The sequence below is a fragment of the Cupriavidus sp. GW823-FHT06D04 genome (assembly GCF_058795055.1).
This window is the reverse complement of sequence record NZ_JBXAHL010000021.1, coordinates 108,404-125,258: the sequence shown is the minus strand read 5'-3', so window position 1 is coordinate 125,258 and position 16,855 is coordinate 108,404. Positions and strand designations below refer to the sequence as shown.

The following is a 16,855-nucleotide window of genomic DNA, read 5'->3' as shown; positions in this document are numbered from 1 at the left end:
AACTGCTTCTTGAGCAGGCCGGCCAAGCCTGATTCACCGAGAATCGACTCGGCGTCCTTGTTCTGTACCTGAGCCAGCAGTTGATCGATCAACTCATCCGGAAACAGCTTCGGCGCGCTTGATTTCTTGCTCTTCTTGGTCATGCTTTTTGTTTCGGTCATAAGGGCGTTTCTTTCGATATCGTCTCATGACCTCAACACACAAGAAATCTGACAGGCTCGCTATCCCTCGCATGCCGAGAACCATTATTATTGGTGGGCCGGGTGGGACTCGAACCCACTATCAGTCGATTATGAGTCGACGGCTTATACCACTTAAGCTTCCGGCCCTTGCGTGGAGCGCGAGATGTTACCCGAAGGCGACCTCTTGCTGCCTTCTTCGTGTCGGCGCGGAGTTTTAGCAAGCACTTCTTCGCTGCCTGAGCTTCGCGTGTGAGCGCGAAGCGCGGAGTATAACCGCAGCGGTGGCACACCTAATAGCGGTCTGGCTCATCATTGTGTGGCGACGTTTATGGCAGCCGGCGTAATCAGCTGACAGCCCGGAATGCTTAGTCTTAGTCCGCACTGGCGCGGCAGCGCGAAACCGGGAGCGAGAAGTCCGAGATGGCGGTGCCCCCCGATCTCGGAAGCACGTAAGACGTCGACGCATCGGAGCGTGCCTCCCGATTATTCGCGATAAGCACGACGTTATCGGACTTTATCGCCGCGCCTCAGTACGCCGACCTCGCGATTGCCCTGCTCTGCTCGCTACGGCGAACCGCTACTGCTCAAGCTGGCGGATTCCCAATGGCGGTAGCCGGCCAGTTTGAGCCATCCGAAGCCGCGGGGTTGGAAGTCCGAGTCGGCCGGTCAAGAGACGATCGGCAACCTCAGCTTCGATGACCGCTCACAACCGCTCTCCGGCCCTTCAGCGGGCGGAGGCCAGCCGGCCACAATCGAGACCCGGGGGATTGTCGGCGCCGCAAGCGCCCATCCGGTGCCGCCTCTAAACAGCAATCGATAATACGGACTTGCCGATTTGCTGCCGTTGCTCGATCATCGCATGTGCCTGCTCCACATCGTCAAAGCCATAGCGGTTCGCGATAGGAATATGGATTTGCTTTGAGGCGAGCGCCGCGAAGATGTCATCCGCGCGTCGCTGTACCGTCTCAGGATCTGACATGTGGTCTGCCAATCGAGGCCGGGTCAGGAACAATGAGCCGCTCTCCCCCAGCTCCATGGGGTCCAGGTCGTCCACCGATCCGGAAACGTTGCCGTAATTGATCACCAGCCCGCGCTTGCGCGTGGCGCGGAAGCTGTCGCGCAGTGTCGCTTTCCCCACCGAGTCAAATACCACATCAACACCACGGCCCTGCGTGGCCTCGCGTATTGCGTCGGCGAATCGGCCATGGTCGTAGAGCATGGCGTGATCGGCGCCGAGGCGATGTGCCACGGCACACTTTTCCGGCGAGCTGCCCGTCGCAAAAACAGTAACGCCGGCGGCCTTGGCCATCTGTACGAGCAACTGCCCGATGTTGCCGGAGGCGGCGTGCACCAGGCAGGCCTGCCCGGCATGCAGCCTGGCCACCTCGTTGAGCAGATAGTGGGCGGTGCTGCCCTGGAAGAGACTGGCCGCCGCCTGATCGTAGGCGATGTCGTCGGGCAGCCGGACCGCGAGCCCCGCCGGCACCCGGGCGTACTCGGCATAGCTGCCCCATGCGATGCACCATGCCACCCGGTCGCCGGGCGCGAAGCGGCTGACTTCGCTACCTACATGGACCACCTCGCCGGCTCCCTCCATGCCCAAGGTGCATGGGAGCCGCACTGGGTAAGTCGTCGACATCGCATATTTGCCCTGACGCGTATGCACATCCATGAAGTTGATGCCGGCGAAGGCGACTTTTACAACGATGTCGCCGGGACCGGGCTCCGCTGCTGGTACTTCCCGGCGCTGCAAGACTTCGGGGCCGCCATAGCTCTCGATCATGATAGCTTTCATTTCGTTCTCGGAAATTTGGTTGTGTGTAAAGAAAAGCGTCCAGTAAGTCAGCTCGGTTCGATTCCGCTGGAGCGGATCAGTTGTTGCCAGCGGCTTCTCTCTGCCTTGACGTAAGCTGCAAATGCCTCTGGCGTCCCCCTGCCTGGCTCATTGCCCTGGGATAACAGGAGGGCTCGAATCTCTCGGTCCTCGAGCGCTTGATTGACGGTCTTGTTGAGAACCTGGACGATGGGCGTCGGCAGGCCAGCGGGGCCGACCAGCCCCTGCCAGTTCTCCACCTGAAATCCGGGGACGCCAGCCTCATTCATGGCTGGGACGCCCGGAAGCAATGGCGAACGCCCCTTGCTGGTAATCGCCAGAGAGCGCACCTTGCCCATACGTGTTGCCGGCAGCGCCGAGTACATCGGCTCAAACAGGAAATCAAGGCGGCCGCCCAGTAGGTCGACCATCGCGCCGGCGCCGCCCTTGTAAGGGATATGTACCAGGCTGCAGCCAGTCATGGACTTCAGCAATTCGCCGGAAAGATGATGCGCGCCGCCCGCTCCGCTGGAACCATAAGTCAAGCCGGTGGGGCTGGCCTTGGCGGACCGTATCAAGTCGGCCACCGTTCTGTACGGCGAATCCGGCCTGACCAGCAGTAGCAGCGGGCCGCGCTCAATCAGCGCGATCATTGTCAGGTCCCTGGCTGGATCGAACGAGAGGTTGGCAAACAGCGAAGGATTGACGCTCAATGGGCCAAGGTTGCCGATGCCAAGCACGTAGCCATCGGGCCTCGCCCGTGCCACGTACTGCGTACCGATGTTTCCCGCGCCGCCGGGCCGGTTTTCCACGACGACCGGTTGCGCCAAGGCAGTGCTCATGAAGCGGCCCACCTGGCGTGCCCGCAAGTCGGCGCTTCCGCCGGCGCTGTAGGCGACGACAAGGGAAATCGGCTTCGCGGGATAGCGTTCGGCGGCGCGCGCCACCGTTAGCGGGGCGGCGCCGAGCAAGGTTAAGGCGATGCGGTTGAAGTCTCTGCGATTCATGGGTTTCCTGCGGTGTGTTCGTAGGTGACCCCATGAGCGCAATGGCCATGCCAGATGCCGAAGCGAACCCAAACTTCCGTGTAACCAACTGATTTGTAATGAGAAATTAGTGTCACCGAGCCGCTCGGAGAACAAACAGGATTGAGTCACATTGGAACGCTACCGTTTCACTTTGAAACGATCGAATGAAACGCTAAACTACCCCCACCCGTTACGCCACCCGGCCGCTTCTCATGGAAGAACCCCCAAAGCCACGCCGCCCCGTGATCATTGGCGTCAGCGCATACCAGCTCGCCGAGCACATCCGCGACGTGGGTGCGGCGCTTCACGCGCGTGCGCAAGTGAGCGTGGTCGACGCGCATTTTGATGAGGCGCTCGCCGAGATTCAGCGTCGGCAGGAATCGGCGCCGTGCGACGTCGTGGTTTCAGCCGGCGCAAATGCTGAATTCCTGCGCAGCCACTTGTCGATTCCGGTGGTCTCCGTACGCGTCGGCGGCCATGACGTGATGGCCGCTATCGTCCGGGCCAGGGCAATCTCCGAACGCCTTGCCGTGGTGCTCCACCGCGATGCCGGTGATGACATGGCGAAGTTTGCGGAAGTGTTCGCTTTGCCAATTGTCTTTCGGTCGTACGAGTCTGCCCCGGACGTCCGCAACGTGATTGACGAGTTGCGGCGCCTGGACACGCGCGTGGTCGTGGGCGCGGGCGTAGTCATGCAGGCGGCAGCCGCAGCGGGCATGGCAGGCGTGTTCCTCTATTCCGTCGACTCGGTGCGGCTTGCGCTGGAAGACGCGATCGCCCTGGCGAACGCGAAAGCGGTCGAGCGCTCGCGGTATTCGCTGCTGAACAGCGTCCTCTACCACCTTGGCGATGGCGTTGTCGCGCTGGATGCCGCCGGCAGGCTGATCGCGGCCAATCCCGCAGCGGAGAAATTAGTTGGCAGTCCCCTCATCCCATCTACCGGGACAACGCTCTCGCTACCATTCCCTGCCTTGCGTCCAGGACGTGCCCTGTCAGATGGCGAGCATGACAGCGGCGCCGTTGAGGAGATCGACGGACGCACGGTAATCATTGACCGAGCGCCGCTGTACGAAGGGAATGTGCGCGTTGGCGCGGTACTGACGCTCCGCCAGCCGACACGCGTCGAGAGGGCCTTTAACAGGCTCCGAACGCATCGGTACACGCACTCGCAAACAGCCAGGTACAAGCTTGAGGACATCGTAGGCGCCTCGCCAGCCATGGCCGCCACCATTACCCGTTGCCGAGTTGCGGCCGAGCGCAGCGATGCTACCGTTCTGATCACAGGGCCAACCGGCGTCGGCAAGGAACTGCTTGCCCAAGGCCTGCATAACGCCAGCCGCCGACGGCGGCACCCGTTCCTGGCGGTCAATTGCGGCGCATTGCCTGAGACGCTGCTGGAGACGGAACTCTTTGGCTATGAAGAAGGCGCCTTCACCGGCGCGCGGCGCAACGGTAAAGCGGGCCTATTCGAAGCCGCCAATGAAGGAACGGTCTTCCTCGACGAGGTGGCGGAGATGCCGTCGTTATTGCAAACGCGGCTGCTACGCGTCTTGCAGGAGCGAGAAGTGACGCGAGTCGGCGGTACCGACACCCTGCAGGTCAATGTCCGCATCGTTGCCGCCACGCATCGAGACCTGTGGGAGCGCGTGCGCGAAGGCGCCTTTCGGAAAGATCTCTTCTATCGCCTTAGCGTGCTGCGCGTCCAGGTGCCGCCACTGCGCGAGCGCCCCGAGGACCGCGACTCTCTCGCAACGGCGCTGGTAAGTGCGGCGATGCGACGGGTGCAGCTTGCAGACTTGCTTGACACTGTCCTGCCTGCCGCCCTGGTCGTCGCCAGACAACATGCCTGGCCAGGCAATGTCCGCGAGCTCGAGAACTTCGCCGAGCGTGTTGCCATGGCTTGTCTCGAAGCCGGCGCGGCAGTGCCAGCAAGACAACTGGCCGCACTTCTCGACCGTGATCCGGACCACTACGATTCACTGGCCGCTATGCCGGAGCCGCCCGACACCACGCTCTCTGGCATGACCATCGCCAATGTGAAGGAGATTCTCAAGGAGTGTGGAGGAAACCGTACCCAGGCCGCAAAACGCTTGGGTATTGGTCGCTCCACCCTATGGCGCCTCCTCAAAAATTAGCGGTTCTCAAGAATTTTTCCTGCACAAAGTGGCCACGCGGCCGCTATGGCGATCAGCGAGGATTCAGGCACCGTTGACCGAAGAGCCGCTAGGCGGCCTGCTCCAGTCGTTCGCGCCATATGGCTTCAACGACAGAAGTTCGGCCGACTCGGCCCTTCGGCCCTTCGGTCCTAGGTATTCGAATGACTCAGAAGGGGTCGCTTTGAGACCGTCACCCTACCCCGCGGATAGGCGCAGAACCAAAAAAAATTCATCGCCGATCTGCGGGGGACTGAGGGTCGCAGAACCCCAAAAGCGAGCGCCTTGGCCCCGCTCTTGGCGGCCGTGGTGCGTTGCACCGGATTCGATTCCACTTCGCAGACAGGGAATCAGGCTTCGAGATCACGCTATAGTTCGAATTCGGGTCTCGTCATGTCGGCGACGATTCTCCGTATTGAAGCGTGCTCGATCGCGTCGGTCTGCAGTTGCAAAGCGGCGCATAGAGCGCGTCAGTGTCTCGTAATGCGAGACGCAATATTCAGGCTAATATCCGGCCGCGATTCAACATTGAGGATGGAGTACGAGAATGAGCGGGGACGTCCTCCAAGAGCAGAGTCCCGGTCGATGGCGTGCACTGGCGCTGCTCGCCGTCACGCTTGTCCTGTCCATGACGCCGTGGTTCTCGGCCGCCGCAGTGATTCCTCAACTGCGCGCGGAATGGGCGCTCTCCGTAAGTGCGGCCGCGTGGCTCACCATCGCGGTTCAACTCGGCTTTGTGTGCGGCGCACTGGTCTCGAGCCTACTCAACATCTCAGATGTCGTGCCGCCGAGGCATGTGATCATGGGGGGAGCGGTCGGGGCTGCCACAGCGAACGGACTGCTGGAGGTCGCAAGCGGAGCAGGAGTCGGAATCGCATTGCGCTTCGCAACAGGCTTTTTCCTCGCCGGCGTCTACCCGCCGGCCCTCAAGCTGATGTGCACGTGGTTCCGCAAGGGGCGCGGTATCGCGCTAGGGATTCTCGTTGGAGCGATAGTCGTCGGCCAAGCGATGCCCCATCTCATCAACGGACTCGGTGGACTGAACTGGCGGCTGGTCATCTACGTAACCAGCGTGCTGACCCTCGGGGGAGGCGTAATCACAGTGTTCGCGGTGAAGGAAGGCCCTTTTCCCTTCCCCAGGGCGAGGTTCGATCCCACGCAAACGTGGCGGGTATTCGCGAATCGCGGGGTTAGGCTCGCTTCGTTTGGATACTTCGGCCACATGTGGGAACTGTTCGCAATGTATGCGTGGTTCTTGGCGTTCTTCTCCGAAGCGCTGGTAGCCAAGGGAATCAGGGTTGGCCCGGCCGCGGCCTACGCGACATTCGCAGTTATCGCCGCTGGGGGGGTGGGCTGTTGGGTCGGTGGCATCCTCGGAGATCGGTGGGGCAGGACTAGGACGACCGCCCTCATGATGGCTATTTCGGGGACTTGCTGCGTGCTCATCGGGTTGTTGTTCGACTCGTCCCCCTGGCTGCTTTTCCTTGTTGGCCTAGTGTGGGGGTTCACCGTGGTCGCGGACTCGCCGCAGTTTTCTGCAATGGTGACAGAGCTTGCGGACCAATCTTATGTGGGAACAGCCCTGACACTGCAACTTGCCATCGGCTTCATTCTCACGGTCGCAACGATCTGGCTCATCCCGTTACTAGCGGGCGCCTTCGGGTGGCGATGGGCATTTGTGTTTTTGGCTCCTGGGCCTGCTTTAGGCGTGCTGGCAATGCTGCGATTGAAATCCCTGCCTGAATCAGCCCGCCTCGCTGGAGGAATCGGCTAATGACCAGCAAATCGAGGCCTTTACTTCTGAGGACCCGAGCGTTCCAAGATACAAAATCCATCTCCAGCTCGCCTTCATAAGTTTCGGGGCCAACCTTCAATGCTTCCTCACGCGCGCTTGCGTCTCCTCGCTAGCGAGACTCAAATCGGACTCGTGGGCTTCCACCAGAAGCCCCCTTCCATGGAACGAAATGCTCCAGAATCCACGGCCGTCTTGGCATGAGCGCTGGCATGCGCAGGAACGCTGGCATGCGCAGGAAATGAGGCGATGCGGTGAGCCAGTTTCCTCTCTGGGTCTATTTCCGGCCAATTTCGGTCAGTCGCAGCGATTCATTCGAACGGCCGAAGTCTGCTTTGCTTCGGCCGCTTTTCTTTTGGAGTGGCACGGAGGGCGTAGATTGCGGCACACGGACCAGCCTTACTAAGCGAAACTGTGTAAGGCGTCGGCACACGATCTCTATGGCCTCTACTTAATCCATTGCTTGATCGCCTTCGCCATTACATTCGCCGAAATGCCATAGCGATCGTGCAACGTGGGAAGTGCCCCTGCGTCCAGAAACTCGTCCGGCAGACCTACCTGCCGGAACGGTACTACGGTGCCCGCTTGCATCAGCGTGGTGGCCACAGCTTCTCCCAGCCCGCCGATCACCGTGTGGTTCTCGGCCACCACTACGAGGCGCCCTTGCCGCTTCGCCTCGCGCAGGATGGTCTCGGTATCGAGTGGCTTGATGGTCGGCACGTGCAGTACCGCCACACCGATGCGATCCTTCTCCAGCGCCTTGGCCACCTCCAGCGCGCGCATGGTCATGATGCCCGACGAGATCACCAGCACTTCACCGCCATCGCGCAGCAGCTTGGCCTTGCCCAGCTCGAACTTGTAGTTGTACTCGTCCAGCACCACCGGCACATTGCCGCGCAGCAGGCGCGCATACACCGGCCCGTTGTGCGCGGCGATGGCTGGCACCATCTGCTCGATGTCGATGGCGTCGCACGGGTCGATCACCGTCATGTTGGGCATGGCGCGCATCAGCGCCAGGTCCTCCGCCGCCTGGTGGCTGGGGCCGTAGCCGGTGGTGAGTCCGGGCAGCGCGCACACGATTTTCACGTCGAGGTTGTCCTCCGCGATGGCCTGATGCATGAAGTCGTAGGCACGCCGCGTGGCAAACACCGCATACGTGGTGACAAACGGCTGGGCGCCCTCGTGTGCGAAGCCGGCCGCGGCACCCATCAGGAGCTGCTCGGCCATGCCCATCTGGTAAAAGCGCTCGGGATAAGCCTTCGCAAAGAGATGCAGGTCGGTGTACTTGCCCAGGTCGGCCGTCATGCCGATCACGTTCTGCTTCTGCCGGCCGAGCTCCACCAGCGCGTGGCCGAACGGCGCGGACCGCGTGGCTTGCCCCTCGCCAGCGATGGAGGCGATCATCGCCGAGGTCTTGAGCTTCGGCTTGGCGGTGGCAGTCTGGTTGGCGTTGATGTTGCTCATGCTTGTCTCCCGGCTTCGAGGGCCTGCAGTGCGAGTTGCCATTCGTCGGCATCCACGCGGATAAAGTGGTTCTTCTCCCGCTGTTCAAGGAACGGCACGCCGCACCCCATGCGGGTATCGCAGATGATCATGCGCGGCTGCGCGCCGCGGTGCTCGCGTGCCGCGCGGAAGGCGGCGGCCACGGCGTCGATGTCGTTTCCGTCCACGCGCTGCGTGAACCACCCGAATGCTTCCAGCTTGGGCACCAGTGGCTCGAAGGCCATGATCTGCGTGGAGGGACCGTCAGCCTGCTGGTTGTTGACGTCGACCATGGCTATCAGGTTGTCCAGCTTCCAGTGGGCGGCAGACATGATGCCTTCCCAGATGGCGCCCTCATCCAGTTCGCCATCCGAGAACAGCGTGTAGACGAAGTTGTCCGAGCCCTTGCGCTTGAGCCCGAGACAACGGCCCACGGCGATGGTCAGCCCCTGTCCCAGCGAACCGCCCGACATCTCCATGCCAGGTGTGTAGCTGGCCATGCCCGACATCGGCAAGCGGCTGTCGTCGCTGCCATAGGTCTCAAGCTCCTCGGCGGGCAGGATGCCGGCCTCCAGCAGTGCCGCGTATAGCGCGATGGCGTAGTGGCCATTGGACAGCAGGAAGCGGTCGCGCCCTTCCCATAGGGGATCATCCGGGCGATAGCGCATGGCGTCGAAGTAGGCCACGGCGAGCACGTCGGCAATATCGAGCGCCTGGCCGATGTAGCCCTGGCCCTGCACTTCGCCCATCAGCAATGCATTGCGGCGGATACGATAGGCGCGGTCCCGCAAGGACACGGCCTGGTCGGTGGATGGATGTTGCATGGTGTCTCCTGCAATCAATTGGTCAGCATTCATGGATATCAGGTATCAGCGGTTCACGGAGCGGGCAGGAACGAGGAAGACCAGCATGGCGCCAAACACCACGGTGGCCGAGATGAACACCAGCCCGGCGGTGGACTTGCCAGTCAGGTCGTTGAGCCAGCCCACGATGGCGGGTGAGAAGAAGCCGGCCAGGTTGGCTACGCAGTTGACCGCGGCAATGCCCGCTGCGGCCGACATGCCGCCCAGCAGCGCGGTGGGCAGCGCCCAGAACTGCGAAGACGAGGCCAGGATGCCCGCCGCGGCGATGCACAGGCACACCAGCGATGCGCTGACACTGCCCAGCATTGGCAGCGTGGCAAACCCGGCTGCGGCCACCACCATCGGCACCATCAGGTGGAAACGACGCTCGCGGTGGCGGTCGGCGCTCATGCCAACCAGCGGCAAGGCCACGATGGCGCAGAGATAGGGCAGCGCGGTGTAGATGCCCACCCACAGCGGATCGGCCACGCCGGCCTTGCGGATGATCGTGGGCAGCCAGAATGTCAGGCCGTACTGGCCCAGCACCACGCAGAAGTAGATCCCGGCCATCAGCCAAAGACGACGGTCGCCCATGAAGGATCGGATCGACATGTGTTGCGTCTTCTGCGCATTGTCGCCTTCGATATTGCGCTTGAGCAGCGCCTTCTCGGCGTCGGTGAGCCAGTGCGCCTGCTCGATGCCGTTGTCCAGGTAAAGCAGGATGGCCACCCCGAGGAACAGCGACGGCAGTGCCTCGAGCAGGAACAGCCACTTCCAGCCGGCAAGGTCGCCCATGCCGTGGAAGGCATGCATGATGTAGCCCGACAGCGGCCCGCCTACGATGCCCGCCAGCGGGATGGCCATGAAAAACAGCGACAAGGCCTTGGCCCGGCGCTCGGACGGGAACCAGTAGGTCATGTACAGGATCACGCCGGGCGCGAATCCGGCCTCGGCCGCACCTAGCAGGAAGCGCAGGATGTAGAACTGGGTTGGCGTACTGACGAAGGCGAAGCAGGCAGAGATCACCGCCCACGTCAGCATAATCCGCGCCAGCCAGCGCTTGGCGCCCACCTTGTGGAGGATCACGTTACTGGGCACCTCGAAGAGGAAATAGCCAAGGAAGAAGATGCCTGCACCCAGGCCGTAGATGGTTTCGCTGAACTGCAGGTCGTTCAGCATCTGCAGCTTGGCAAAGCCCACGTTGACCCGATCCAGGTAGGCGCCCAGGTAGCACAGCATCAGAAACGGGATGAGCCGCTTCACCACCTTGGCGTAGGTGCGGGTCTCGAAGCTGGCGGCATCGGCGTGCAGCGTTGCCTCGCCGCCCATGGGCGAGGCTGCGTATTTGGTTTTCATTGGTTGTCTCCTGCCTGGTTACGCCGCTTCGGCGGCGCACCGGCTGTTGATTGTTCCGCCTCTGCGGGCGGCTTCAACTTGAATTTAGTGGATCAGCATGCCGCCGTTGACGTCCAGCGTGATGCCAGTGAGGTAGGCGGACATGTCGCTGGCCAGGAATACGCAGGCATTGGCCACGTCGATGGCGTTGCCCAGGCGGCCCAGTGGGATGCCCTTGATGATGTCGGCACGCATCTCGGGGGTGAGCTTGTCGCCGGTGATGTCGGTCTGGATCAGGCCCGGGGTAATGGAATTGATTCGGATGCCGTCCGCCCCGAACTCGCGCGCCATGGCGCGGGCGAGGCCCAGCACGCCGGCCTTGGCCGCGCTGTAGTGCGGGCCGCCAAAGATGCCACCGCCGCGCTGCGCGGAGACCGACGACATGCACACGATGCTGCCACGCTTCTGCTCGCGCATCTGCGGCAACACGGCCTGCGACATATAGAGGGTGCCGCGCAAGTTCACATCCAGCACGGCGTCGTAGTTGGCGGCCTGGATGTCCAGCGTGCGCACCGGCTGGGTGATGCCGGCGTTGTTGACCAACGCGTCGATGCGCCCATAGCGCTGCAGCACCGCCTGGGCCGCACGTTCGCAGGCGGCCTTGTCTGTCACATCGCATGCCAGCCCCAGGTGCTGGTCGCCCAGTTCGCTGGCGGCGGCCTGCGCGTCCTCGAGGCGCAGGTCGAGGATGACTACCGAGGCGCCCTGGGCCGCAAAGGCCTTGGCAGTGGCCTTGCCGATGCCACGCGGGGAGGCGGCGCCCGTGATGATGACTACGTTGTTCTCGACCAGCATCTTTGTCTCCTTTGACATTGAATTCTGTTAGGTCGAGTGTTGCCGCTGGCAGCCCGCCGATCAACGCGGTCTGCCTCAGCTATTGCTGAGAAATTTTCAGGTGATGGCACGACCGGGGTTCAGCAAGGCGCCGCCGGAGGCACTTTTGAATATTCGCTCAGCCAGAGTTCGGCAACTGGCGCTCCATCCAGGCCAGGAAGCGCGCCACGCGCGGCAGGTCGGTGTTCTGCTGGGGATAGACGAGGTGGTGGCTGCCAACCTCGATGGCATGGGCATCGTCGAACACGGGAACGAGCGCGCCCTTGCGGATCATGACAGAGGCCAGCAGCGTGCTTTCCAGCGCCACGCCAAGCCCCAGCGCCGCGGTTTCGAGCGACATGTAGGAGCGGTCGAAGGTGAAATCGAACGTCTTGCGACCGCCCGCGACGCCGAATCTGGCGAGCCATTGCTGCCATTGGACAAGCGGGGTTTCCGAATAGATGAGCCGCTGCGCGAGCAGGTCAGTCGGCGTCGCTATGGGATGCTTCTCGAGGTAGGCCGGCGACGCGAGCGGGGCAATGGTCTCGCGGCGCAAGGTCCTGACCTCGACATCGCGCCAATGGGCATAGCCGTGTCGGATATCCACATCGTAGTAGCCGCCCGTGAAGGAGATGTCCTCATAGGAGCAGGACAGGTTCAACTGGATGTCGCCGTTGTCAGCCTGGAAGGATTCCAGCCGCGGCAATAGCCACATTAGGCCGAAACTGGGACTCGAGTGGACCCGCAGGATCTCGATGTTGGCTGGGCTGGAAGCGCGCTCCGTCGCACGATTCAAATCGGCGAGCACACCGGTAATGTCACGGAGATATTGCTCGCCGACAGGCGTCAGGACCAATCCGCGTCCTTGCCGGAAGAAGAGCGCCTGGCCGAGCGCCTCCTCGAGGTTACCGATCTGGTGGCTAACAGCGGACGCCGTCAAGCCCAGTTCCTCCGATGCACGGCTGACGCTCTTGGTTCTGGCAACGCTTTCGAAGGCAATGATGGCCTTCACCGGAGGAATCCGCATGTTATTTAGCCTCGGTGTGCAATCGTGGCACGCATTTGCGCCGGGGGGATCAAGGACATGGACGTATCGGAATTCTACGCGACGGCACGGGATTATCGAATTGTGCGTGTGCCATTACCACAATTCCCAATGACAGGGATACGCCTAGCTTCGGTCATTCCCACAGCAGACCGAGAATGACCGAATGGGGTCGATGAGAGACGATCAGTCATCCAGTGCCTGTGGCGCTTGAGGATGAGCTGGCACGGATACTACATTTTCCTAACGGATCAATATCTTTCAGCGGCGCATATGCCGTATAAGGCATATCTCGACCGAAGGCCGCGTTTTGAGGCTCGGCCGGAATTCGTGAAATTTTCGCAAAATATGGAGGACACTGCCCCTCCCGAACGGCACAGGCGAGCGCCCAACGCCATCGCCCGCGACAAGAGAAAATGGAGGTCAGAGACGAGAATCTTCCTTGTCCCGCCTGCACGTCCCATGTACCGTGGAAGCGAGCTTTTTAGCAGGTACCACAAGGCGCGTCCGCATCCGGTATCCGTGCAGGCGGCCGCGCGCCCGCGAAGGCCCGCAAACAGGAGCTGCCATGATCGAAATCCTGGAAGGCTTCCCCGGCAACGTCGTCGCGGTGCGTGCGTCCGGCGAAGTCACACGAGATGATTACGAGCGGGTTCTGATTCCTGCCGTGGACGCCGCGATGAAGGGGCACGACAAGATTCGCGTCTACTATGAGCTCGGGCCCGGTTTCACGCGGATGTCCGCGGGTGCGGCATGGGATGACCTGAAACTTGGGGTTGCCCATTACTGGCATTGGGAAGCCGTAGCCGTGGTGACGGATCATGACTGGATCCGCCGCGCTATCGATGTCTTCCGCTTCGTGGTGCCGGCCCACATCAGAACTTTCCCGGACGACCAGGCGGCCGAGGCGCGGGACTGGATCGTGAGCTCTCTCGACAAGCCCACGACTCGCCCGAGCTGACCAGGCCGCGACGGCAAATCAGGCCGCACGGGCGCGCCGAGGCGTATGAAGGACTGACACTGGGCGATTATGCTAAGCGATGGGTGTCCACAGGTCTGGATCTAGCAGCAAAGGGGGCAACGTGTCAGAAGATCTCAATCAGGAGAAGCTGCGCCAGCTCGCTGCCACCGTAGCCACCCAGATCGCCGAAGAGGACCGGTCCGCTGTCCTCGCATTAATGCGTCAGCTCTTAGTGATCCGCGACAGCGCACTGCCCCGGTATGAACAGGCGCGCGCGGCTTACCGAGCGACTGCGCAAAGTGGCGGAGCCTGGGCTCTCGCGAAGATGGCGGCTGGGGCTCTCAAGGAATACGCCTGGGACAGCCGTAGCACGTCCACTCGGCTTGGGCTTTCAGGTCTCGCCATCGTCGCGGCCGCGTTCGCCCGTCGAGGCTTAGGAATTGCGGCGGTGGGGGCGTTATTTGGCGTCCCCCTCTGGATCGTGTTCGGCGCCGGCGGCCAGTTCCCTGACCTACTGATTGAGGAACTCTCTAAGTTGGAAAAACCAAACAGCAGGGACGACGCGCAATAAACAAGATCCTGCATATCGCTGCCCTGGTTCTTATCAGTACCGCTGTCGAGATTCACGTAACTCTGAACTTTGTTCGCTCAACTCTGAACTCTAGCGGCGCACGTAGGCCACCCAGGTTCCTGCCGGCCCCCGACCGAAGGCAGAGATCGGCCAGTTACTGCCGCTTGCCTTCACCGTCATGCGGCCATTCGAGCGGCGGCTTCGTGTGATCATTGCGGTCAATGCGCTGCACCGACCCGGCTCAGGCTGCTGGCGTCACCCAGATCTTCTTGCGGTTCAGCAGTAGCGGAATGGCACCGATGGCAATGCCTCCTATACCGACGAAATTGGTGACCCAGTCGAAGGTCGGAATGCTGTAAAGCGCGATGAAGAAGAGGAAAAGTCCGCTTGCCGCCGGCCAGATAACGTGACTCACGGCAAGCCACAATCCATGCGCCAGCATTTTGCGGTAGTACCAGCCGCAGGCGAGCCCGGTCAGCCCAAGGTAGAAGCAGATCTGGAAGCCGATGGCTGTAATCGAATCCTGCAGGATGACGTTGATGGTTGGCAGGTAAGACGACACGAACAGCAGCGCGAGCCCCGTGATCCAGATGAAAAAGATAGCAATGTGTGGCGTCCGCCAACGCGGATGCAGACGCGCATAGCGAGGGTGGAGTGCGCCGTCGCGGCTCTTGGCAAAGAGTGTTCGCGTGAACTGCAGCATCTGCGTCTCGACCGTTCCCACCGTGCTCAGCAGTACCGCGATGATCGAGACGTAGCCCCAAGTCGGCCCGAAGAGCTTCTCCGCGATGGCGAAGATGATGTTCGTGTTGTAGTGCTGGATCTCGGCATCCGACAGGCCGAGCAGCGTGATGACGATGAAGACGAGGAAGAACGCCATCAAGAATACCATCGACCAAAACGCGGCGAGACCCGGGATGTGGTTCGAGTCTCGCGTCTCCTCACTGAGGTTCATGGTCACGTCCCAGCCGTAGAAAAAGAAGATTGCCACCAATGCGCCGTTGGCGAACAGCTCGGGCGAGAACGCGAAGGGCCAGAACCAGACCAGTGAGAACGGGTGTTGCGGCGCAGGTGTGAACGTGAAGAAGCTCGCGACGATGATCGCGAGCAGGATGACACCCTCGATGATCGTCATCAGCACCTGCACGTAGCTGGTGAGCTTGATGCCCTTGACGACCACCGCGCTGACAAACGTGAGCCACGCGGCGGCGATCAGCGTCACGTAGTGCACGTTATTCATCATTGGTCGATCAAAGATGAGTAGCGTGGCATTTGCCGCCGGAATCATGGCGGAAACCATGAACACGCAGCACAGTACGAGAAGCGCCCAGCCGGCAAAGAAGCCGAGCGCACGCCCGAATACCATGCTCACCCACGAATAGGAGGTACCGGCGCTCGCCAGCGCACGATTCATGTTGATAAACGCGTATGCGATGCCGAACATGATGAGCCCGCACACCAGGATACTCGCCGGTGACAACGTGCCAGCCGTCCCGATGATTGTGGAAGTCGTGATCTCGATGCTGTAGGCGGGCGCGGTGCCGGCGATGCCCATGATCACCGATTCGACGATGCCCAGCGAATCGGCGTTGAGCTTGGCGGGTTCGTCCATGGATGTGCGACTCGCGGTCGCCATTGATGGCCCCAACTTTTGCTCCGTGCGTGATGTGCTGGCAAGCTTCATTGCGCCTCCAAGGCTGCCATTTCTTCAGCTCGCAAACCGATCAATGCGAACTGGCAGTAGAGATTGCGTTGCCGGAAAGACACGTCCAGTCGCCTCTAAGGCCGGCAATAAAGCCACGTATGACTTCATGGCAACGCCAGGACCGTGTCAACGATAGGATCGCCAACTATCGCGCGCAGTTCACACAGCTGGACGTAATCATGGCGCAGGTGAAAAACACCGGCACTTACCTGACGCAGCAGTTCAGCGCGATGAGCTCCAGCGGTTAACGCACGGCATCCGCCTGGCAAACGCAGGCGGCGGGGGCCCGTTCTCGTGCTCCCGGACACCGGCCTCCTGACCCAGACGGACAAGTTCAACAGCATCCTAGAGGTGAAGTGCGCCCCCCGCTCAGCGAGCGCGCGTGCCTGCCGTATCGAGCGAACCGGAGATCCAGTCCCGTGCCTCGCGGGACTGGGCCATCTGGAAGCTCCTGACATAGCCCGGCACCAGGAATCGAAAGATATCGGCGGCGTGACGGATCCAGTCGAGATCCGTTACCACCGCGATGCCCTCCCAGTGCAGGTAGCGCGTCACGCCCAGCCTGAAGTCATCCCACATGGCGCCGACCGCCATCCTGGCGAAGCCGGGTCCGAGTTCGTAGTAAATGCGTACCTTGTCGTGCCGTGCGATTGCCGCGTCGACGGCGGGCATCAGCACCTTCTCGTAGTCCTCCCGCGTAACCTCGCCGCTGGCGCTGACCGCGACGACGTTGTCTGGAAAGCCGTTCAGGATCTCGATCATGACTGCTTCCTCCCGCCAGTGGCCGCAGAAATTGTAACTACCTGCGGTGCCAGTTCCAGACCTCCCTCGTCTGTCTTTCCCGTCCCTCTCTCACCGTATATGCAGGGTCCGGTAGCGGCAAGACAGCTTACAAGATCCGTATGCACGTCCCGTACCACAGGGTTATCTCCTGTCTTGTCCACTTTGTCTCGCGACGTGATATGTGATTCGTGCGCGGTTTGCGGGCGAATCCCGTCCCTGCCCCGCTTGCCTTCGGCTCATTCAACATGCCTCGGGACTGACAACGCCCGGACCAGTGTGACCGTGGTCGA

General features: G+C 61.6%; 14 protein-coding genes, 1 tRNA gene and 1 pseudogene. 5 read left to right on the top strand and 11 right to left on the bottom strand.

Annotation, left to right across the window (positions count from 1 at the left end):
• The 4 genes and pseudogenes from AC1Q7H_RS24065 to AC1Q7H_RS24050 form a co-directional block, all read right to left on the bottom strand.
• Positions 1-161: pseudogene (locus AC1Q7H_RS24065) on the bottom strand (IS256 family transposase); the annotation flags it as partial.
• Between the two features lie 91 nt (positions 162-252).
• A tRNA-Ile gene (locus AC1Q7H_RS24060) sits at positions 253-329 on the bottom strand.
• Positions 330-984: 655 nt separating this feature from the next.
• On the bottom strand, positions 985-1,977 hold the full coding sequence (locus AC1Q7H_RS24055) for a quinone oxidoreductase family protein (protein ID WP_153956431.1): 993 nt from the start codon (positions 1,975-1,977) through the stop codon (positions 985-987).
• Positions 1,978-2,024: 47 nt separating this feature from the next.
• The gene (locus AC1Q7H_RS24050) at positions 2,025-3,002 is read right to left on the bottom strand and encodes a Bug family tripartite tricarboxylate transporter substrate binding protein (protein ID WP_153956430.1); all 978 of its coding nucleotides are present in this window, start codon (positions 3,000-3,002) and stop codon (positions 2,025-2,027) included.
• A 233-nt stretch (positions 3,003-3,235) separates the two neighbouring features.
• Here AC1Q7H_RS24050 and prpR point away from each other — a divergent pair, with 233 nt between their 5' ends.
• Both prpR and AC1Q7H_RS24040 read left to right on the top strand, forming a co-directional pair.
• Complete coding sequence (gene prpR / locus AC1Q7H_RS24045; RefSeq protein WP_153956429.1) at positions 3,236-5,158, top strand: propionate catabolism operon regulatory protein PrpR; 1,923 nt, start codon at positions 3,236-3,238, stop codon at positions 5,156-5,158.
• A 565-nt stretch (positions 5,159-5,723) separates the two neighbouring features.
• A complete protein-coding gene (locus tag AC1Q7H_RS24040; protein WP_153956428.1) occupies positions 5,724-6,950 on the top strand; it encodes an MFS transporter in 1,227 nt (408 codons plus the stop codon).
• Between the two features lie 465 nt (positions 6,951-7,415).
• Here the strand turns inward: AC1Q7H_RS24040 and AC1Q7H_RS24035 are convergent, their stop codons facing one another.
• The 5 genes from AC1Q7H_RS24035 to AC1Q7H_RS24015 all read right to left on the bottom strand — a co-directional run bounded on the left by AC1Q7H_RS24035 (position 7,416) and on the right by AC1Q7H_RS24015 (position 12,527).
• The gene (locus AC1Q7H_RS24035) at positions 7,416-8,432 is read right to left on the bottom strand and encodes a transketolase family protein (protein ID WP_013959248.1); all 1,017 of its coding nucleotides are present in this window, start codon (positions 8,430-8,432) and stop codon (positions 7,416-7,418) included.
• The gene (locus AC1Q7H_RS24030) at positions 8,429-9,274 is read right to left on the bottom strand and encodes a transketolase (protein WP_153956427.1); all 846 of its coding nucleotides are present in this window, start codon (positions 9,272-9,274) and stop codon (positions 8,429-8,431) included. The genes AC1Q7H_RS24035 and AC1Q7H_RS24030 overlap by 4 nt, the downstream gene beginning before the upstream one ends.
• Positions 9,275-9,319: 45 nt before the next feature.
• On the bottom strand, positions 9,320-10,648 hold the full coding sequence (locus AC1Q7H_RS24025) for an MFS transporter (RefSeq protein ID WP_013959246.1): 1,329 nt from the start codon (positions 10,646-10,648) through the stop codon (positions 9,320-9,322).
• 84 nt (positions 10,649-10,732) lie between these two features.
• Positions 10,733-11,482, bottom strand: coding sequence for an SDR family NAD(P)-dependent oxidoreductase (locus AC1Q7H_RS24020; RefSeq protein WP_153956446.1), 750 nt, complete (start codon positions 11,480-11,482; stop codon positions 10,733-10,735).
• A gap of 157 nt (positions 11,483-11,639) precedes the next feature.
• Positions 11,640-12,527: a LysR substrate-binding domain-containing protein gene (locus tag AC1Q7H_RS24015; protein ID WP_153956426.1), complete on the bottom strand. Its 888-nt coding sequence runs from the start codon at positions 12,525-12,527 to the stop codon at positions 11,640-11,642.
• A 586-nt stretch (positions 12,528-13,113) separates the two neighbouring features.
• Between AC1Q7H_RS24015 and AC1Q7H_RS24010 the strand changes: the two genes are divergently transcribed.
• Positions 13,114-13,506, top strand: coding sequence for a SpoIIAA family protein (locus tag AC1Q7H_RS24010; RefSeq protein ID WP_442877043.1), 393 nt, complete (start codon positions 13,114-13,116; stop codon positions 13,504-13,506).
• Positions 13,507-13,627: 121 nt separating this feature from the next.
• A complete protein-coding gene (locus AC1Q7H_RS24005; RefSeq protein WP_400099660.1) occupies positions 13,628-14,077 on the top strand; it encodes a hypothetical protein in 450 nt (149 codons plus the stop codon).
• 241 nt (positions 14,078-14,318) lie between these two features.
• Here the strand turns inward: AC1Q7H_RS24005 and AC1Q7H_RS24000 are convergent, their stop codons facing one another.
• Positions 14,319-15,689, bottom strand: a complete 1,371-nt coding sequence (locus tag AC1Q7H_RS24000; protein ID WP_153955565.1) for an APC family permease — start codon at positions 15,687-15,689, stop codon at positions 14,319-14,321.
• 191 nt (positions 15,690-15,880) lie between these two features.
• Between AC1Q7H_RS24000 and AC1Q7H_RS23995 the strand changes: the two genes are divergently transcribed.
• Complete coding sequence (locus AC1Q7H_RS23995; protein WP_013959225.1) at positions 15,881-16,030, top strand: hypothetical protein; 150 nt, start codon at positions 15,881-15,883, stop codon at positions 16,028-16,030.
• 121 nt (positions 16,031-16,151) lie between these two features.
• Here AC1Q7H_RS23995 and AC1Q7H_RS23990 read toward each other — a convergent pair whose 3' ends face one another.
• Complete coding sequence (locus tag AC1Q7H_RS23990) at positions 16,152-16,544, bottom strand: SpoIIAA family protein (RefSeq protein ID WP_013959224.1); 393 nt, start codon at positions 16,542-16,544, stop codon at positions 16,152-16,154.
• Between the last annotated feature and the right edge of the window lie 311 nt (positions 16,545-16,855).